The sequence below is a fragment of the Salinisphaera sp. G21_0 genome, assembly GCF_017744115.1.
GTDB lineage: Bacteria > Pseudomonadota > Gammaproteobacteria > Pseudomonadales > Endozoicomonadaceae > Endozoicomonas.
The window spans coordinates 1-19,456 of record NZ_JAGHQW010000061.1 but is presented as its reverse complement, the minus strand read 5'-3'; the positions used below and the strand labels follow the sequence as shown (position 1 = coordinate 19,456).

Here is a 19,456-nt window from a genome sequence, read left to right as displayed (position 1 = left end):
CGGGTAATTTCTGAAAGCCCCGAATGGGGCTTTTTAATAGACAGTCAGAGCTGGTCGGCCGAATAGGAGTGAGAGAAGTTATACATTCGGTGTAACGCCGAAATTCCCGTCTTTCCTTCCCAGTTATCAACGCGACCTTCTCGCCAGCCACTTAACCACGACTGGCGCAAATCTGTCTCCTGATGGGGGCAGATATCCCTGGAACGGCCAGACAGGCCCACTTGGTATCCTTTATTAAAGGCTCTATCTGATTTATCCCTTTTGAGTCTTTTCAACATGGTAATGCCTCTTGCTGATATGGTTTTTGACGGCCTCCCTGGCGCCTCGGGTTTGGTTCAGAATTACCGGACAGCTGACTTCACCCAGTGGTGGAGGTAACTAGTCGCAAGTGCTAACTGTCCTCCCCCAAAATACAGTGCGGGTAAAGTGTCGACTGAAGAAGGTATTCACCCAAGGAAAGTCAACGTTCTAAGTTTTATCCAAATCTGAAGCTTTTGTTGAGAAAACATTGAGAATTTTTAGTTAATAAGAGCTGTTTTTTAGCATTTTTCAGGAATATGACGTTATGAGTACAACGATGTTGACTCTGTTTGCCAGTTGTCCCAAGGGGGTAGAATCCCTGCTGGCAGAAGAGCTGAAGGAACTGGGAGCCAGTGAAGTGGCAGAGACGGTTGCCGGCGTCAGCTTTGCCGGTCACCTTGAGTTGGCCTACAGGGCTTGCCTGTGGTCTCGTCTGGCCAGTCGGATTCTGCTGCGCATCGGCGAAGTGGATGCTTCTGACAAGCATGCGCTGTATCGGGGTGTGCAGTCGTTTGACTGGGATGAGCATCTGGATCAGGGCTCCAGCTTTCGGATTGATTTCAATGGTTCGACACCGGATATCACCCATACCCGCTTTGGTTCCCAGTTGGTAAAGGATGCCATTGTTGATCAGCTGCGTGATCGTTATGGCTGGCGGCCATCTGTCGATAACAGCAAGCCGGATCTGCGGGTCAATGTGCATGCCAGAAGCGGCAGGGCATTTGTTGCCATTGACCTGTCCGGCCAGAGCCTGCATGAGCGCGGTTACCGCCTGGAAGCGGGTGAAGCACCCCTGAAAGAAAACCTGGCGGCAGCGATTTTGTACCGTGCCCGCTGGCCTGAACTGGCGAAGCAGGGCAGCACACTGCTGGACCCTATGTGTGGTTCAGGCACCTTTCTGATTGAAGGTGCCATGATGGCAGCGGATATAGCGCCCGGATTGCTCAGGGCCCGTTTTGGCTTTGATAAGTGGATGGGGCATATTCCCAAAATCTGGTTGGCAGTACTTGAGGAAGCCCGTACCCGTCGCACGGCTGGCCTGGCTGCGATTAAGACGACCATCGTCGGTTATGAAGGTCTGCCAAAAATTGTCGGGAGAGCCAGGGCCAATATCCAGCGTGCCGGGCTGGGTAAGCTGATTAATGTCAAACAGCAGGAGCTGGCCAGTCTGAAGGTTGACCCTGACATTCCAGCCGGACTGGTGATTGCTAACCCACCCTATGGTGAGCGCATGGGCGATGAGGCCAGTCTCGTTTATCTCTACAAACACCTTGGCGAAAAAATCAAACAGCAGACGCCGGGTTGGCAGGCGGCGATCTTTACCTCTTCACAGGCGCTGATCAGAAGTCTGGGCATGGGGCCGAAGAAAAGCTATACCCTGTTTAATGGTGCGCTCTCCTGCAAGCTGTTTCTCTATGATGTTCGTGAACGACAGGCTGACCAGCCAGCTTCCGGCCAGAGCCGTCCGGACAGTGCGGCTAATACCTTATTCAAGGCCAGCACCGCCGGTGGTGAAATGTTTGCCAACCGGTTGAAGAAAAATCTCAAGCAGTTGGGTAAGTGGGCCAGGAAAGAGAGTGTCGACTGCTATCGTCTATATGATGCGGATATGCCGGAGTATGCCGTTGCCGTGGATCTCTACAGGGATTGGGTTCATGTGCAGGAATACGCGGCACCAAAAAGTATTGATGAGACGAAGGCTCACCAGCGTCTGCTGGAAGCGCTGGAGGTGATTCCCGGTGTATTGGGTATTCCGGATAGTCATGTGGTCTTCAAGCGTCGTGAACGTCAGTCTGGCAAGCGGCAGTACGAAAAGCTTGAGCAGTCCGGTGATATGCTTGAGGTGAAAGAAGGGGACTGTCGTTTACTGGTGAACCTGAGGGACTATCTGGATACCGGACTGTTTCTGGATCACCGGAAAATGCGCCTGCGCATTGCCCGGGAGGCCGCAGGTAAAGATTTCCTGAACCTGTTCTGTTACACCGGAACGGCAACCGTTCATGCCGCCGTGGCCGGTGCAGCCAGTACCACCAGTGTCGATCTGTCGAATACCTACCTTGGCTGGGCCAGAAAGAATCTGGCGCTCAATGGCCTGGTGGATCGCAAACACCGGCTGGAGCAGACGGACTGCCTGCAGTGGCTGAAACAGGAGACACGGAACTATGATCTGATCTTTATGGATCCCCCTACCTTCTCAAACTCCAAGCGGATGCGCGGGGTATTTGATGTGCAGGAAGCCCATGTTGAGTTGATCGAGCGGGCAATGGCCAGGCTGAAACCGGGTGGGGTGCTCTATTTCTCCAACAACTTCCGACGTTTCCAGCTGGCCAAAGAACTGGAGCAGAAGTTCAGTGTTGAGGAGATCACTGCTACTACCATTGATCGGGATTTCCAGCGAAGACCGGGTATTCACCGTTGCTGGTCTATTCAGCGCTGAGTACGATGGCGTCAACAGAGCCTGAGCATTTAATTCAGTAATATTTATAGTCCATATTAATCTTTGTGGTTATAAAGCCTCACTCTTATAGTGCATGCTGTTAAGTTATGGATTGATGGGGAAAATAATGAATCTGGAGATGATTAATCAGGAGCTGTCGACTCTGAGCCCGCAGGCTATTATCCAGTGGGCCGTCCAGCGTGCTGAAAAACCTGTGCTGACCACCAACTTTGGGCCCCATGAAGCGGCCATTATCCATATGGCCACCCGGGTCAAGCCGGATATCCCGGTGGTCTGGATCGATTCGGGCTACGGTACTGAAGCGACTTACCGCTTTGCTGACCAGCTGATTCGGCATTTGCAGCTCAATATCCGGGTCTTTCACCCACAATACAGTCGTGGTTTTCGTGATGCCATTTACGGTGGTGTGCCGGAGGTTGATACCCCGGAACATGATGAGTTTACCCGGCAGGTAAAACTGGAGCCTTTTGCCCGTGCCATGAACGCATCAGCACCGGATTACTGGCTGACCGCCATTCGTAAGGATCAGACTGAATTCCGGCAGAACCTTGATGTGGTCAGTCGGACAAACAATGGCTATTACCGGGTGGCACCGCTCCTTAACTGGACGGAACTCGATGTTGAGGAGTACCTGGTTACCCACGATCTGCCCATCGAAGAAGATTACTACGACCCGACAAAAGTATACGGACACCGGGAGTGTGGTTTGCATACTTCTGTGGCGGGTTAGGAACTGGCATTCAACATTGCTGGTAAGCGCTGCCCGTCACCCGCTGCCCGAAAGAGACAGGCCGCTTATTTACTTTTTACTGCCGCCCAGGCAATCCGGTGATGCCGGGGCGGTCTGGTTTCTTGTCTGCCACTCAACGGGGGTGTAAGTGTGTAGCGCCAGCGCATGAATCTGCTCTCGCAGTTCGTCAGCCAGCAGTCCATAGATCATCTGGTGCCGTTTGACCGGCATTTTTCCTTCAAATGCTTCACTGACAATCACGACCTTAAAGTGTGACTCTGAACCCGGTGGCGTGTTGTGCAGATGGCTCTCATTGGTTACATCGATTAAGTCATTCTGTAAGGACTCATTCAGCTTATCGATGATATTTTCTTTCATTCCCATACATCACCTCTTCAGTCCCGGCCCGAACGACAAGGAGTTTGTCTTACCTGGCAATCTCTTTCTGGCACATTATAAGTAGCTAACCCTGTGAAATCATATATTTCTAACGCCTTGCCCTGGTTTATGGATGATTTTTTTTCATGGTCTATGCTCATACCACCTTAATTGCAGAAGCCCTCCGCTCAGTTGTTTTCAGGCTACACGGCGAAGTTCTCCTTTTACATGATATTAAAGGTGCAGGTCTTATGGGAAATCCGGATAAAGGTTTTGCTGGCAGAACAGTGAAGTCAGCCATAACCGTTCTGTCTGCGGCAGTGATTATTGCCGCCTCCTCAACCATCGCCCATGCGAAAAAGACAGAAGCCTCCGATAAGGACAGCGACGATGGTGTACTTCTCTACACGGTGCTGGCTGATGGGGAGTCCGGTGGGAAGCTCAAACAAAAAAGAAGGGCGAATATCAATCCACAAAACCTCAGTGTATCCAGGGATTTTAAATTCTATAACCAGGTCGCCGCTCTTGACCTTACCGACCCGGTGCAGGCAGAAACCTTTCTGAAGTTTATGGATATCCGGTTGGCAGAAAAGAAACTGAATGAAGAGGTAGTACTGGTCGGTGACAATGAGCAGACAATAGTCACAGCAGAGCAGCAAAGAGCCTTAAAACCTGAGGTGGAAAACGAGACAGCTGTTGTACGCCAAATGCCTGTCAGAACCGCCATTGCCAAAGACTCAAAAGTCGGGGAGTCAGCAAATATCGTCAAGCCCACAAAGCTTGATAAAGGGAGGGAGCAGCAGGGGCCGCGTTCAGAGAGTTTGCAGAAGGAAAATAACAAGGCCAGTGAAGCAAAGTCAGCAGTAGTTAAAGAAAGGGACCAGGCAAGATTGGCCCGGGTAAATGAGGCCCGTCTGGCAAGGGAGCAGGCCAGAAAGAAAGCTGAAGAGCAGAGACTGGCACGGGAAGCGGAAGAGAAAGCCAAGGCGGAAGAGTTAAGGTTGGCTGAGGAGCAGCGCAGGGCTAAGAGAAAAGCCAAAGCCGAAGAGTTGAGACTGGCTAAAGAAAAGCGAAAAGCAGAGGAAAAAGCCAAAGCAGAAGCGTTGAGAGCGGCTGAAGAAAAGCGGAAAGCGGAGGAAAAGGCCAAAGCCGAAGCGTTGAGAATGGCGGAAGAAAAGGGGAAAGCGGAGGAAGAAAAAGCCAAAGCTGAAGCGTTGAGAGTGGCTGAAGAAAAACGCAAAGCAGAGGAAGAAAAAGCCAAAGCTGAAGCGTTGAGAGTGGCTGAGGAAAAGCGCAAAACGGAAGAAAAGGCCAAAGCCGATGAGTTGAAAGTGGCTGAAGAAAAGCGAAAAGCAGAGGAAAAGGCCAGAGAAGAGAAAGCAAAAGCAGAAGAGTTGAAGTTGGCAGAAGAAAAAATCAAGGCTGAAGAAAAAAACAAAGCCGAAAAAGCAAAACAGTCCAAAGAGGCCACCATCAACATTCTACCCAGCCGCCCTGTGGCGTATCAGATTGCAGCAGAGCAGGATCCCGGCATCATCAACTTTGATCAGGCCATTACCCGTCGCTTCAAGGTGTCAGGCTCATACCTGGATAAAGGTGAACACGGCAATAATATCGTCAAGGATCATCGCGGCCGGGAGTTTATGAATGTTATGGCCTTCTGGGATGTGCTGGTGGAACACCGGGACAACGGTGAGCATTATTACTACGGCAGCATTCAGTTCCCCCTGGGCAGTCGCCATCCGGCCATTATTAAAAGTACGGTAACCGGTGATGAAATCGCTCTGGGATGTAAAACTGGTGAAGTTCTGGTATTGAAGGGCTTTGAGACAGAAGGGATTGATTATACCCATGGGCTGGTGGATGCCTACCTTGCCCACTCCGTGGTTATGCCAGATGGAACGATCGCCTTTCAGGAAGTGGTGCGTCAGCCTTCCTTCAGTCTGGTTAATGCAGAAACCGGCTGTATGTCCCGCGATATATTCTCAAGGAATCATGTGGATCCGGAAGGGATGGGGCATGACAAAACCCTTGATGCGTTACCGGTCAGAGATTAGCCATTCTTGATCACCATCAGGCGGTCGCCTGCTCTTGCCTCGGAATGAATCCAGGCACTGAACGGGCTGCCCCCTGCGGAGCGAGCAATAATGCACTCCAGTGTTTGTGACTCGTCGCTGACGCCGGTAACCGGGTAAGTGGCTTCAAAGCCTTCATTGGATGCCAGGGTAATATGTTCGCCAATGGCAACTTCGAAAGGCAGGCGGGTGGATAACTTGATGATGACCTCCGTTGAGCTGAGTGATGTCAGCTCAGTAAGAATACCGGGCACTTCATCCCGGGTGGGCAGTGTCAGGCTTAAATCACCAGTTACTTTGGTCTGACAGGCGAGAATATAGCCTTTTTTGATTTGCTCAGCAGTCAGTAACGCCTGGGCTCCTGTCGGTACAGGTCCCGCCGTCACCCGAAGCATGCAGGAGTGACAGACCCCGGCCCGGCAGGAATAAGGTGCCCTGGCATGCTGGCGCAGTAATCCATCCAGAAGGTTCTCTTTTTCATCCATCGGGTAACTGTTGCCCTGAAATTGAATCTTCGGCACGAAAAGACCCCTGACATTTTGCACAGTGAATTTGGTGTGCAAGTTTACAACCTGCAATCGATAATACCAGTTGCAGCCTCTAACGACGCTTTTTGAGAAAACTTTACCTCTCCTGCGGTTAATCAATGTTATTAGCTTTTGGCGTTGGTATAATCCCCGTCCAAAATAAGATGAGGTTTGCCTGCCGTTAAGACTGTGCAAAAGGGCATGATGCTCTCAGCTTATTGCACGGGTTCAAATCGGCAAGGTTGGATTGCGGAATAAAATCGTAGAACAAGGGGTGAAAACCAATGAGTGTTGTGATTCGGGAAGATGATTTAATTCTGAGTGTGGCAGATGCACTGCAGTTTATTTCCTACTATCATCCCATTGATTTTATTGATGCGGTTTATCAGGCCTACCAGAAAGAAGAGTCCAGGGCAGCGAAAGATGCCATGGCCCAGATTCTGGTGAACTCCAGAATGTGCGCCATGGGCAAACGTCCTATCTGTCAGGATACCGGTATCGTTACTGTTTTTGTCCGTGTGGGTATGAACGTACGTTTTGATACTGACCGATCCATTGAAGACCTGATCAATGAAGGTGTTCGCCGGGCCTATACCCATCCGGACAACGTACTCCGTGCTTCGATACTGGCCGATCCTGCCGGTGCCCGCAAAAACACCAAAGACAACACGCCAGCGGTTATCCATATGACCCTGGTACCGGGAGATACCGTTGAGGTGGAACTGGCTGCCAAAGGTGGTGGCTCTGAAAATAAATCCAAAATGGTTATGCTTAACCCATCCGACAGTATTGTTGAGTGGGTGAAAAAGACCGTACCGACCATGGGTGCTGGTTGGTGCCCTCCGGGCATGTTGGGTATCGGTATTGGCGGCACCGCTGAAAAAGCCATGCTGATGGCCAAAGAAGCCTTGATGGAACCCATCGACATTCATGAACTCCGTGCCCGTGGTCCAAAGAACCGGGTGGAAGAGCTGCGTCTGGAGATTATGGATGAAGTGAACAAACTGGGCATCGGTGCCCAGGGTCTGGGTGGTCTGACCACCGTGCTGGATATCAAGATCAAGGATTACCCAACCCACGCCGCTTCTCTGCCTGTGGCCATGATTCCCAACTGTGCCGCCACTCGTCATGCCCACTTTACCTTGAACGGCAATGGTCCGGTATATCAGAAAGCACCGAATATTGATGACTACCCGGAAGTCAGCCTGGATATGGGCGAAGGCGTGCGCAAGGTCAATGTCGACAACCTGAGCCATGATGACATCAAAAGCTGGCAGCCAGGTGATACTGTGCTGCTGTCTGGCAAGATTCTGACTGGTCGGGATGCCGCCCATAAACGCATGGTGGATATGATCTCCAAAGGAGAAGAGCTGCCGGTTGATCTGAAAGGGCGCTTTATCTATTACGTAGGCCCCGTTGACCCTGTGCGTGATGAAGCTGTTGGCCCGGCTGGTCCAACCACCTCAACCCGTATGGACAAGTTTACCCGCACCCTGCTGGAGAGCACCGGTCTTGCCGGTATGATCGGTAAGGCAGAGCGTGGCCCGGCAGCCATTGAGGCTATCAGGGATAATGAGTCCGTTTACCTGATCGCTGTCGGTGGTGCCGCTTACCTGGTCTCCCAGGCGGTGAAAAAGGCTGAAGTGCTGGCCTTCCCTGAACTGGGAATGGAAGCGATCTACGAATTTGAAGTGGAAGATATGCCGGTGACCGTAGCCGTAGACTGCCGTGGCGAATCGGTACACAACACTGGTCCGCAGATCTGGAAAAAGAAAATCGAAGAGCAGGTGCTGGAGATTAAATAAGCCTCTTTGCAAAGAGCAAAAGGGCTGGTCACTTTTATACACCGCTTATTGATAAACGGAGTTGTAACGCTGCATGGATGCAGGAGCTGGAGCAGTTGCCAGGAGTGCCAGAGCCAGGGTGCAGGAATCACCGCCCCGGCATTCCTGACAGGGCTTCAGGGGAAAATTTTTTCATTCAGAAGTTCATTTTTCAATAAATAAGGCAAATCGAAAGAAGACATTGTTTGTTTATCAAACACCTCAATCATCCTCCTCTTGCACAAAACTTTTAGACTGAGAGGTGTTTCCAGAGAGCTGTAGCCAAATTTTTCAGTGACTTTCTGGATAACATCCGGTGCCAGGCTTCTTTGAGGACAGCCGCCGTGGTAGAGCAGTTCAAAAGCAATTTCACAAAACCCGTGTTTGTTTGCCCAGAACAGGGGGGTACCTTTTGTACAGTCACGGCTATGAACATCTGCTTTGTGACGCAACAAAAACCGGACCACCCGGTAATGTCCTGATGCGGCTGCCTGGGTCAGGGGCGTATACTCCCCAACTTTATTGCCGTGAATATCGGCACCCGATTGCAACAGCAGTTTAACTAATTTAATGTGCCCGGATCGGGCCGCAAGAGCCAGCGGAGGGAGGTTCCAGATATCAAAGGCACAGCCATCAGGATTAGCGCCCGCTTGCAACAGAAGTTTCACTATCTCAAAATTCAACCTGACGACGGCCACTGACAGTGGTGAAAATAGGCAGTCTGTAAAGCGGCTTACGTCATCCGCATTATGCTGCAACAGTAATTCCACGATCTCGATGCAGGCTTTATCAACGGCCAGGTTCAGCAGACCTATCTCGTTAGAATATTTCCACTGCGCGCCATGTTCCAACAACAGCTTGACAAGCTCAATATGCCCATTCCTGACCGCTTCACTCAGGGGATTCCACTGGTAATAGCTATTATTTTCACAGCTGTTAATGTTGGCTCCATGACTCAGCAGTACCCGGGCACTCTCAGTATGTCCCCTGGCCGCAGCCTTCCACAGAGGTGTCTTCAATCCGGAAGCTTGGCTATTGGCGTCGGCTCCCCTGCTCAGCAGCAGGCTTATCGCCCCAACCCGCCCGTACTTTGCCGCCTGAGTCAGAGGCGTTTCCTCTCCGCGGGCACGGTTGTGAATATCTGCGCCATGGTCCAGCAACAGGCTTATCGCTCCAACCCGTCCATATTTTGCCGCCTGAGTCAAAGGCGTTTCCTCTCCACGGGCATGGCTGTATATATCCGCGCCATGCTCCAGCAACAGGCTTATCGCTTCAACCTGTCCATATTTTGCCGCCTGAGTCAGGGGCGTTTCCTCTCCACGGGCATGGCTGTATATATCCGCGCCATGCTCCAGCAACAGGCTTATCGCTCCAACCTGTCCATATCTTGCCGCCTGGGCCAGTGGCGTTTCCTCTCCGCTGGCATGGCTGTGAATATCCGCGCCATGCTCCAGCAACAGGCTTATCGCTCCAACCTGTCCTCGTCTGGCAGCCTGGGTCAGTGGCGTTTCCCCTCCGCGGGCATGGCTTTGAATATCCGCGCCATGCTCCAGCAACAGACTTATCACCGCAACCTGTCCTTGCTTGGCAGCCTGAGCAATTGGTGTTTCCGCTGCGCGGGCGTAACAGTAGATTTTCGCACCATATCTCTGCCTGGCAGCCTTGGGCCCTAGTATTTTCTCGCTGCGGGCATGGCTGTGAATATCCGCGCCATGTTCCAGCAGCAGGCTTACCGCTTCGACCTGTCCCCACTTGGCAGCCTGGGTCAGGGGAGTCCGTAAGCCGATGGTATTGCCGTTAACGTTTGCCCGGTAATCCAGCAACAGCTGCATTACTTTGATGTTACCCCGGCCAGCAGCCGTAGCCAGTGGTGTCAGGCCCTTGGCATCGCAGTGATCAACAGATGCCCCGGACTCCAACAGCAACCTCGCTATGTCAGATAACCCGTATATGGCAGCCCGGCTCAATGGAGTAAGCCCCTGATTGGTTGGGAACTGGCTGGCAGATCGCTTGAGCAAGTTTTCGTTGCTGCCATCAACCTCTGCACCATTTTGCAGCTGCCACGCCACCATCCTGATATCCCCGGACTCAACGGCACAATTCAGTGGGAGTCTGCTGGCAGCGTCCGTACAGTGTGCATTCACACAACTGTTGTCGCCGGTACCAGCCAGACCGTCGGTCCTGACTCCGGACTGCACTGCCACAGACCGTTTGCGACCATTGGGCGGTGGTAATCCATTGCGATCGGATGTTGCCAGATCGCCGGGGCCAGAGCTACAGGGAATCTGTTTTGCACAAACCGATAAAGCAGTGTCGACCACTGCCTTTGACGCCACTGAGTTTTCAGCAGCACCGGTTGGTGGCAAGCCAGGATAACCCCTGGCATTAAGTGGTTGCATGGTAACTTACCATCAGTCCGAATATGTTTCAGGGTTCTTAGAGTAATCACCCTGAAAAAGGTTCCGGCCTGTTACTTTCTAAACGACAAATGATTTATTACTGATGCATACGCGCATCTTGCCAATCCCGGGATATCAGGAGACCGAACATCACCATGTTCAGATTCTTATCCTGCAGATGGTGCAGGAAGCCGCTGTAAAACTGGAGCCTGACCTGATCCTGTTGGAACTGAATATGAAAGGGAACGGCTGTTGAAAAAGCCGGGTTTCCGTTCCCGGGTTGAGGCGGCGGTGTGATTATTAAAAAACAACACTATGACGGATGTTGATTTATAAGCGGGCTCTCTGAGTTTTTTCTGAATCCTTCATGCCCAGTGTCAGCCGGATATCGTTGATCACCAACTCATCGATTGCATGAAGATTGAGGCTGCTATCCCCAAGGTAGGAATAATTGGACAGTGTGAAGCTGGTGGCCATTAACTTCCAGGCGCATTGTCGACTATCCAGAGCCGGATCAAACAAACCTTGTTTTTGGCCCAGGGTAATCACATTTCCAATCAGGTCTGTCAGGCTGGCCATGGACTCACAATAGACAGTCTTCAGTTGTTCATTGCGCCACATTTCATCGGCGGCACTGAGCCACACCCGGTTTTCAAACTCCCGGTCCGGGAAGTTTGATGGCAGCAACATCTGCAACAGGGCTTCGTAGGGTGGTAATCCCTTAATGGCCTCCAGGTCGGAGTCAACGGATGATGATATGGCATAACGGATGACTTCGGTTTTCAACTCATCCAGCGACGAAAAATGATGGTGGATGGTTCCCGTAGCGGCACCCATTTCGGCGGCAACCTTGCGGGCAGTTATGCCGGCAAAGCCACAGGACACCACCAGGGAGAGGGTGGCCTCCAGAATGGCTTTGCGTTTTTCATCCTTTGGCAGGTAACTCATAGACTGCATTTGTCCGATATAACTACTGGTTGACATAGCATAAAAAAGAATTGAACATGTGTCCAATTTGAACAAGTGTTCATGTTGATTAACCAAAGGAACCAAAGCATTGCGGGTTAATCTAATGCCGCAATAAGGAAACGCCTATGTCAGTTCACACTACTGATGAAACGATGACCTCCGGTTGCACCACGGTGGATTTTTTCCGTTTTGTGGTGCCATCCATACTGGGTCTGGTAGCGCTGTCTTCAGCGGGTATTGTTGATGGTATCTTTGTCGGGAATTACGTGGGGGCAACAGCCCTGGCCGCGGTTAACCTGGTGGTACCACTGTATTCGGTGTTCTTTGGCCTGTGTGTCATGATGCTGGTAGGTGGCGCGGTGGTTGCCGGTAAAGCCCTGGGGGCCGGAGATACACGCAGGGCGTCCAATATTTTTACCAAATCCCTTACGGTGATTGTTATCTTTGCCCTCACTGTGTCCAGCCTGGCGCACTTTTTTGCCAGGGATATTGCGGCTTTTGTGGGAGCAGACGGTGAAGCACTGCCGTTGACCACCGAATATATCCGTATAGTCTCGCCTTTTATGTTGTTCATGGGGCTGACTTATACTTTATCGTATTTTGCCCGGGTTGATGATGCGCCTAACTATGGCCTGGTCGGGCTGGTGCTTACCGCCTTCACGAACATTGTACTGGATGCGTTGTTTATCAGAATGTGGGGTTGGGGTGTCAGTGGTGCTGCATTTGCCAGTGGTATCGCTTATACGCTGGGTACTGCGTTTCTGGTAGTGCGTTTCTTTGGCAAACAGGCCCGTATTCGGTTGATTAAGCCCTATGGTTCCTGGCTTGAGTTGTTCCGGGCCGCCTATAACGGTTTTTCCGAGTTTATCAATGAGATGTCCGGTGGACTGCTCATGTTCGTTATTAACTGGATCCTGATCATTGAAGCAGGCACTACCGGTGTCGCCGCCTTTACCATTGTCAATTATATCCTGTGGCTTAGCATCATGGTGGCATACGGCACTGCTGAAGCCCTGGGGCCTCTTGTCAGCGTTAACTTCGGTGCCCGAAAGCCAGAGCGTATTGTCAGCTTTGTGAGACTGGCTGTTGGTCTTGCCATTATGGTAGGTGTTACCTTTGCGATGGCTCTGCTGGTTTACCCTGAGGAGCTGGCCAGTGTCTTTATTCAGAGTGATGAAGTTGCCACGCTGACGCTGACCATGTCGATCATTGCCGTAATCTGGCCGGCGTTTCTGTTTAACGGTATCAACATTACCCTGTCCGGCTATTTTACCGGTATGCATGCAGCTACCCAGTCGGCCCTGATTGCGATCAGTCGCTCCCTGGTATTGCCATTGGTGCTGATCATTCTATTCTGGAAAACCCTTGGGCTTGAAGGCGCATTTCTTGCCCTGCCGGTAGCCGAAATACTGACGTTTGCTCTCAGTGTTACCCTGTTTTACCGGGCAGCCCCCCAAATGATGGTGAGTAAGGATCTGGAAGCAGCGAATCATGAGGCTCGCAAGTCGGGAGCCTGTCGGATTTAACACGGATATCGTGTTTTGCTTCTGGAAATCATTATGCGGCAGGTAGACCAGCCCGTGGCGCGGCCTCCGGTAAGGAGGCCTGGATTGAAACTGCTATATTCTAATCTAATAAACAGACAAAATTAAAAAAAGGAAATTATTTATGGACGGTATGGGTGGTATGGGTCCCGTCGACTGGCTAGTGGCTACTAGCATTGTAGAGGATGATCCCCAACCTCAGCGTAAGCAAGTAGCACCCAATAAAGCGTTCGGACGAGAAGTTAGTAAAGTTGATAAGGTCCCTGAATTGGGGTTACGCCTGTTTACGTATTCAACTAGAAATAAGGATAATAGCAGAACTTTGACCACCTATTATGTGGATAAACTGCCGCGTTTTATCAAACGCTATTTAGGCAAGAGATATCTGCAACGGCGAGACAATTATCTAAAAAACTGCATCAGAGCACATTACTTTGTTAACCAATTTACCAATAATACTGGCATTTCCAGCCAGACAAAAAGTACAGGGTCCCTTCGGCAGGCATGGACTAACTGGGCTACCCATCAATTTGTTGAGTACAAAGGTTATGCCCCCTCTGTTGCCAAATTCATGGCAGATAGGGCGTTAACCCAGTGCGATTCTCATTATTCCGAGCTGGAACTTATGGTAAACACCACGCCAATGAACCCACAGTCTGCCTATCGAGAACTGCAAGAGCAAAATTTTCAGTGGGCAATGAGGGACTTCACCGTCAAAGGCTACGACCTGAAAGCGTCTCGTGAGGCCATTGCAGAAGCACTGAATACTCCTGGCTCAGACAGTGCCAAATTTCAGCATTGGGTTAATCAAAAAGTTTCTCCAATTCCCGGAAAAGCCAACCAGCTACGCCCTTGGGTGATTGAACAAATTGAGCGAAAAGGCTTTTCCACGGAAGAAGCTCAGGCAACAGCGGATAACTTGATCAAAAAGTCCGGCGGTAACGTAGATCTTCTGTGCCAGTCGGTTAATAACATTCACCCAAGAGGAGTCCCGCGCACACTCTCTGCAAAGCAGATGCAAGAGAAGAACGCTTTCTCGCTCAAAGTATTGGGGCTAGGGATTTCTAACGATCTGAAAGATGTAGATAAGGCCTATAATATTTTGGCCCCAAGGTATGATCCAGCTAGAAATCCTAACAACATTGAGGAGAATACCAAAATTTTTCAATTACTCACTGAAGCGCACAGGCACCTGACCCAAGATTCAGATTTGTTCAAAAGTTAAAGCTAATAGCGCATTGCTGGGGAATTAATCCAGCAGAGCATCCATTTGAGTCGATTCCCACAAACTGAAAGCTGTCTCGTCTCGTTTCAAGAAAGCGATATGAAGATCGCCCATCATCTTATCCCGGTTACATTTTAGCTCGTTTGCTTTCAGCATTGCCTTTTCCCACTCAGGCTGGTCCAGACGGGCACCCATATCAAACAGGTCGTGAGCATAGTCAATAACGCAATTATAAAGGGTGTTAGAGCAGGTACTGTTTCTACCCAGGACTTCCTTCAGGGCTTTGGGCAGTTCTTCTGGTGTCAGGGAGCCATTTCTGTTTATCAGGGAGCGAAAGAGTTTACTGCCTTCATCACTGTTGAGTGTCAGGGTGATTCTCATAATAATGGATTTTTGTTCCATATCCAGATCATTGCAAACAGCATCAAGCAGCCGATGGGAGGATGGGTCGGACGCCATTCCCAGCAAGAGCCTGATATATCCGATGCTGACTTTATCTTCTGATTTGAATACTGGTAGCATGATCCCGGACAACTTTTCACTGGGAATAGTTTCTGCGATCTGAACCAGTAATTTGATATGCTCTTCCTGAATCAGACGGCGCTGGTCGCTTGCTTGGCCGCCATCACTGTCAATTGATTGCTGCAAAACTGTCAGAGCCTGATGCAGCTCTTCCGGCGAGAGGCTGACACCCATTTGCCATAAGGCGTTGGCATGCCTGGGCACAACCGTGTACATACCCATTGCCAGTGAAAGAGAGTGGGGCAAAATCTGCTGGGCAATAAGCTTCATACATTCGTAACAAGACGACTCATAGTCGGTAATCCCCAAGGCTTCTTTCAAAGCCCGGGATCGCTCTTCAAGAGGCAAAATGACACCTTCTTTCATCAAGTCCCGAACTATTGTGACAGCCATCTGATCGTCTATGCCCAGTACAACTCTCAGGTCATGGCATCGGTTTTCCCGGAGCTTGGAAATTTCATTGGCCTGGGTAACAGGAGAGAGATTTCGTGAATCAACGGCTTTCTTGCATACCGGGCATTGTGCGGGATCTTCTGGAATCGTCCGATGCTGAGGCCTTCTTTGCACCAGATTGACTTTCCTGCCCTGAAAACAAGACTCCTGACATGATGGACAAATACTCACATCCCTTGAATCCGGGTGCTTGAGAGGCACTGAGGAAGGAAGTGATTTACCAGGCGTTGAAGCCAAATTATCCATAATTGGGTTTCCTCAAGACCAGGTCGTGTATTTAGTGGAGGAAATCGTTTTTTTCATTCCAACGTATTCATCTGGTGTGTTTGTTTCATTAATAAAAGAACAAGGCAACACGGACGCAGCTTTATACCCTAACTCTTATGACAGCGATTAAATTACAAAGTTCAGGAAACAGTTGGTTGGATATGAACAGATCCGTAAAAACCGTATTTGACTCAACCCAATGAAATCTCTATAGTTTGCCTCCGTTGACGCAGGGCGCTCGTAGCTCAGCTGGATAGAGTACCTGGCTACGAACCAGGCGGTCGGAGGTTCGAATCCTCCCGAGCGCGCCAAGTCAACAAAAGCGATTGACGAATTGAATTGATTCAAATATCTTTTACGTCGCTTCAAACAACGCGCTCGTAGCTCAGCTGGATAGAGTACCTGGCTACGAACCAGGCGGTCGGAGGTTCGAATCCTCCCGAGCGCGCCAAATTGAAACGGTGAGGTGGCCGAGAGGCTGAAGGCGCTCCCCTGCTAAGGGAGTATACGGTTTGTAGCCGTATCGAGGGTTCGAATCCCTCCCTCACCGCCATTTATCTTTTCTAGCTTCTTGATTCCCCCTCCTTTTACTCTAACTCATTTATTCCAACTTACTGATGTGTCCAAGAGGTGTCCATTTTAATTAATGGATTTAACCTAACTGCGTCGTTTAAATGTTCTTTGCTGAATTTCAGGGTTTTCGTACAGCCTCTGAGATTACTGATCCGACAGTTTTGCCAAGAAAGCTAAGACTATCGAATCAGATAGATAGTACGTATTAAGTTCGGTTAGTCCAGATCATTCCTAGAATATAATACACTCCTTTGCGCGGAATCTTGCATAATATTCACGTTGTGTATCGTGTTGATCAGATTGTGGATTGTTTCTTCTTTGCTTCCGTTGCTCATAAATGTTTTCTTGATTTGGATTTGATCCGATCCTTGCTCGGGCAAGTCTAATATCTTCTCTTGTACAAATACGCTCCTTTGAGTGGTATCTTGTTAGAGATGTATGTTGTGTAACGTGTTGATGAGATTGTGAATTGTCTCTTATTTGCTTCCATTGCCCATAAATGTTTCCTTGATTCAGAATTGGTCCGAACCTTGCCTCGAAAGGTCCAATATCTTCTTCTGTACAAAGACTTGTTATTAAATCTAAATCCTCATGGATAACGAACATTTCGATGAATTGCTCAAGTTTAATAGCTGCTTTCGTTCCTTTAAATTCACCATGCAAAAATTGTTCAACATTTGATTTGTTTTGTTCTGTATTGTACCAGTTTAAGACTGTGTCAACTTGTGCAAAAAGACGTGATCCATAACCCAGATGTGCCATACCATTATATAATATGTTATCAAGCTGGACAGCAAAACACTTAAAAACTTCTGCACCCATCAGTTTTTTGAGCTGACTATAAGCAGCCATTTGCTGTTCTTCAATTAATTCAGCAGATTGAATTTCAGTCCGTTTTTGCAAAGCATTCTCGTAATTTAGTTGGCGTGTGATTAAGTAAGCATCATAAATGGCTGTTTTTCCACTGTATTGAATTCGAGGCATTCCAGTATTGTCAATTACTAATCCTTCAATAAGGTCGCTGCATGGTGTTTTCTCTGGCATTATTTTCCAGCCATCCGGGAGAGAAATATCAGCCGAAATTTTTGACTTCATTTCTCTGATAATATCCATGACGATAGCTTCTGATTTAGCATCAAAACTGGTTGTTTCTGATTCAGCACCTAAAGATGGATATGACGAAGATGGTAACAAAGAAGCTGAAGCGTTTGGTTCAGGATCGTGAGCAACCTTAGGCTCAACAACAGTTATTGTCTCACGCTCGGTTAGAGTTTTTTGTGTATTATCACCAAATCTTTCAGGTGAGCTGGAATTAATGTATTTATTTGTTGGGCTGTTGTTATCTGAGCGCTTATTATCTGAACACTCTGCAGTCATTGAATAATTAGAAGGCTCAGCTAGTTTAGTTGGGGTGTTTACTGGCTGCATAATATAATCTCATAAATTTTCAGTTAATTTACAGGATAACCAGTCTTTTTCTGCCTCGAAGATAATAATCCTTGTAGATCAAGGGTGTCATTACTATTCAGATTATTATTCAGAAGCGGTAAACCGGCAGCTTCATTTGATAATCAAGTCAGCGATAAGTTCAATTTTAATGGCTTTATCATTATTTGGCGGTGAGAAAACTCATGCTTTCGTAAAGAAAAGATGTAAGTGCTTGCAATCAGCCTATTGAGCTTATTGTATTGCGCCAGCTATCATCGAAAGCGATATCGCAAGACGTGCCAATGCCTGTAAACACCCGCAATTGTCGCAGCACCATCGCCAGCACGGCTTGTTAATAAAGGAGTAAGCGCTTATTTAAGGACGTCTTCAAAACCCATCATCTGTCTGCCACGCTAACCCCTGTTTCAAAAACAGGAGCGAGCCGTGAATCAAAAACAACCTAACCGCCGTACTTCTGAACAGTGGCAAGGCCTCATCGATCAACAGCGGGAAAGCGGCATCAGCCAGAAAGCCTTTTGCCTTTCGCGCAATATCTGCCTGTCCACCTTCACATTGTGGAAACGCAAACTAAGGCAGGTAACCGAAAGGCCTGATCAACCAGCACAACCAAACTCTGACTGGTTCGAATTTAAAACCGATTTTCACAACACACCTTCAGACCTGCCTCCATGGGAAATTGAACTGGAATTGCCCGGTGGTGTAACCCTGCGTATGCGGCGTTGATCATGTTTTTTCCTGAATCACAGGTGCGGGTCTGGCTTTATAACCGCCCCACCGATATGAGGAAGTCATACAACGCCCTGGTCGCCCTGGTGAAAAATACCCTTGAGGAAGACCCGTTGAGTGGGCAGTTGTTCGTCTTCATCAATCGTCGTCGAAAACAGTGCAAGGTGCTGTACTTTGAACGCAGCGGTTATTGCATCTGGAGTAAACGGCTGGAGCAGGGTCAGTTTCACTCCCACGCCGGTCAGGCGGTTAAACAGCTGCTGGCATTGACCGACCTGAAGCTGATCATTGACGGTATTGATACCCGTTCTATCCGCTATCACAAACGTTATGTAAAACCTGATACATCGAACAGCACAACCTCTGAATAGCAGCTACATTCAAGGGCTATGAATCTTCCTGTTCCTGCCAATCAACCCTCTCACCTGCAGCTGCTCAAGCAGTTGCAGGTGCTGTTGCAGGAGCACAAATCTGCGAACGAACACCTGAAGCAGGAAAACGAGTCCCTCAAACATCAGCTGGCCTGGTTTAAACAACAGCTGTTTGGTGAAAAAACGGAAAAGAGACTGATAGAAAACCCGGACCAGCTGGCTCTCGGGGAGATCTTCAAGGACATTGAGTCTCCAGAGATTCCGGAAACAGAAATCATCACCTATGAGCGCAGAAAGAAGCACAGGCCGGATGACTGTGTTACCGATCAGGGATTGCGCTTTACAGAAGGTGTACCCGTTGAGCTGATTCATATTGCGGCTCCTGAAATGCAGGGTGAAGACGCCGACCAGTATGAAATCATTGACCATAAATATACCCATCGCCTGGCGCAGCGTCCGGGCAGTTACGTGATTCTGAAATACCAGAGGGATGTCGTTCGCCACAAGGGAGACCAAACCCTGAGCACGGCGGCAGCCCCATCCGGCCTGTTTGACCGCAGCTTTGCCGATGTGAGTTTTATAGCTGGCCTGCTGGTTGAGAAATACCGCTACCACCTGCCGCTTTATCGTCAACACCAGAGACTGGAAGCCAGCGGTATCACCGTCA

At 49.4% G+C, this 19,456-nt stretch carries 17 protein-coding genes and 3 tRNA genes; 13 read left to right on the top strand and 7 right to left on the bottom strand.

Going from position 1 to position 19,456, the window contains the following annotated elements; translation table 11 throughout:
- Positions 1–44: 44 nt before the first annotated feature.
- Positions 45–275, bottom strand: a complete 231-nt coding sequence (gene rmf / locus J7439_RS21415; protein ID WP_209204038.1) for a ribosome modulation factor — start codon at positions 273–275, stop codon at positions 45–47.
- 290 nt (positions 276–565) lie between these two features.
- Here rmf and rlmKL point away from each other — a divergent pair, with 290 nt between their 5' ends.
- Positions 566–2,737 (top strand): bifunctional 23S rRNA (guanine(2069)-N(7))-methyltransferase RlmK/23S rRNA (guanine(2445)-N(2))-methyltransferase RlmL, encoded by a 2,172-nt coding sequence (rlmKL, locus tag J7439_RS21410; protein ID WP_209204028.1) that lies wholly within the window; start codon positions 566–568, stop codon positions 2,735–2,737.
- A gap of 94 nt (positions 2,738–2,831) precedes the next feature.
- Positions 2,832–3,488 carry a phosphoadenosine phosphosulfate reductase domain-containing protein gene (locus tag J7439_RS21405; RefSeq protein ID WP_286198470.1) on the top strand — a complete coding sequence of 219 codons (657 nt, stop codon included), beginning with the start codon at positions 2,832–2,834 and terminating at the stop codon, positions 3,486–3,488.
- Between the two features lie 69 nt (positions 3,489–3,557).
- Here J7439_RS21405 and J7439_RS21400 read toward each other — a convergent pair whose 3' ends face one another.
- Positions 3,558–3,866: a BolA family protein gene (locus J7439_RS21400; protein ID WP_502950437.1), complete on the bottom strand. Its 309-nt coding sequence runs from the start codon at positions 3,864–3,866 to the stop codon at positions 3,558–3,560.
- Between the two features lie 251 nt (positions 3,867–4,117).
- Between J7439_RS21400 and J7439_RS21395 the strand changes: the two genes are divergently transcribed.
- Complete coding sequence (locus tag J7439_RS21395; protein WP_209204026.1) at positions 4,118–5,923, top strand: hypothetical protein; 1,806 nt, start codon at positions 4,118–4,120, stop codon at positions 5,921–5,923.
- Here the strand turns inward: J7439_RS21395 and J7439_RS21390 are convergent.
- Positions 5,920–6,462 carry a 2Fe-2S iron-sulfur cluster-binding protein gene (locus J7439_RS21390; protein ID WP_209204025.1) on the bottom strand — a complete coding sequence of 181 codons (543 nt, stop codon included), beginning with the start codon at positions 6,460–6,462 and terminating at the stop codon, positions 5,920–5,922. The two genes, J7439_RS21395 and J7439_RS21390, sit on opposite strands and share 4 nt — an antisense overlap.
- A gap of 290 nt (positions 6,463–6,752) precedes the next feature.
- On the opposite strand from J7439_RS21390, the gene J7439_RS21385 reads away from it, so the two are divergent.
- Complete coding sequence (locus tag J7439_RS21385; protein ID WP_209204024.1) at positions 6,753–8,273, top strand: fumarate hydratase; 1,521 nt, start codon at positions 6,753–6,755, stop codon at positions 8,271–8,273.
- Positions 8,274–8,428: 155 nt separating this feature from the next.
- On the opposite strand, the gene J7439_RS21380 is transcribed toward J7439_RS21385, so the two are convergent.
- The gene (locus tag J7439_RS21380) at positions 8,429–10,690 is read right to left on the bottom strand and encodes an ankyrin repeat domain-containing protein (protein ID WP_209204023.1); all 2,262 of its coding nucleotides are present in this window, start codon (positions 10,688–10,690) and stop codon (positions 8,429–8,431) included.
- Between the two features lie 103 nt (positions 10,691–10,793).
- On the opposite strand from J7439_RS21380, the gene J7439_RS21375 reads away from it, so the two are divergent.
- The gene (locus tag J7439_RS21375; RefSeq protein ID WP_209204022.1) at positions 10,794–10,946 is read left to right on the top strand and encodes a hypothetical protein; all 153 of its coding nucleotides are present in this window, start codon (positions 10,794–10,796) and stop codon (positions 10,944–10,946) included.
- A gap of 74 nt (positions 10,947–11,020) precedes the next feature.
- On the opposite strand, the gene J7439_RS21370 is transcribed toward J7439_RS21375, so the two are convergent.
- Positions 11,021–11,647 carry a TetR family transcriptional regulator gene (locus J7439_RS21370; protein WP_209204021.1) on the bottom strand — a complete coding sequence of 209 codons (627 nt, stop codon included), beginning with the start codon at positions 11,645–11,647 and terminating at the stop codon, positions 11,021–11,023.
- Between the two features lie 137 nt (positions 11,648–11,784).
- On the opposite strand from J7439_RS21370, the gene J7439_RS21365 reads away from it, so the two are divergent.
- Entirely contained in the window at positions 11,785–13,185 is a 1,401-nt protein-coding gene (locus J7439_RS21365; protein WP_209204020.1) for an MATE family efflux transporter, read from the top strand.
- 142 nt (positions 13,186–13,327) lie between these two features.
- Entirely contained in the window at positions 13,328–14,428 is a 1,101-nt protein-coding gene (locus J7439_RS21360) for a J domain-containing protein (RefSeq protein WP_209204019.1), read from the top strand.
- Between the two features lie 24 nt (positions 14,429–14,452).
- Here the strand turns inward: J7439_RS21360 and J7439_RS21355 are convergent, their stop codons facing one another.
- Entirely contained in the window at positions 14,453–15,649 is a 1,197-nt protein-coding gene (locus J7439_RS21355; protein ID WP_209204018.1) for a hypothetical protein, read from the bottom strand.
- 255 nt (positions 15,650–15,904) lie between these two features.
- Between J7439_RS21355 and J7439_RS21350 the strand changes: the two genes are divergently transcribed.
- From J7439_RS21350 to J7439_RS21340, 3 genes are all read left to right on the top strand, one after another.
- Positions 15,905–15,981, top strand: a tRNA-Arg gene (locus J7439_RS21350).
- Positions 15,982–16,044: 63 nt separating this feature from the next.
- Positions 16,045–16,121 (top strand) — tRNA-Arg (locus tag J7439_RS21345).
- A gap of 9 nt (positions 16,122–16,130) precedes the next feature.
- A tRNA-Ser gene (locus tag J7439_RS21340) sits at positions 16,131–16,223 on the top strand.
- A 251-nt stretch (positions 16,224–16,474) separates the two neighbouring features.
- Here J7439_RS21340 and J7439_RS21335 read toward each other — a convergent pair.
- Complete coding sequence (locus J7439_RS21335; RefSeq protein ID WP_209204017.1) at positions 16,475–17,671, bottom strand: hypothetical protein; 1,197 nt, start codon at positions 17,669–17,671, stop codon at positions 16,475–16,477.
- Between the two features lie 444 nt (positions 17,672–18,115).
- Here J7439_RS21335 and tnpA point away from each other — a divergent pair, with 444 nt between their 5' ends.
- From tnpA to J7439_RS21320, 3 genes are all read left to right on the top strand, one after another.
- Complete coding sequence (tnpA, locus tag J7439_RS21330) at positions 18,116–18,415, top strand: IS66 family insertion sequence element accessory protein TnpA (protein ID WP_209204016.1); 300 nt, start codon at positions 18,116–18,118, stop codon at positions 18,413–18,415.
- 2 nt (positions 18,416–18,417) lie between these two features.
- A complete protein-coding gene (tnpB, locus tag J7439_RS21325; RefSeq protein ID WP_286198469.1) occupies positions 18,418–18,789 on the top strand; it encodes an IS66 family insertion sequence element accessory protein TnpB in 372 nt (123 codons plus the stop codon).
- 18 nt (positions 18,790–18,807) lie between these two features.
- The coding region (locus tag J7439_RS21320) for an IS66 family transposase (RefSeq protein WP_209204014.1) at positions 18,808–19,456 on the top strand (649 nt) is incomplete at its 3' end.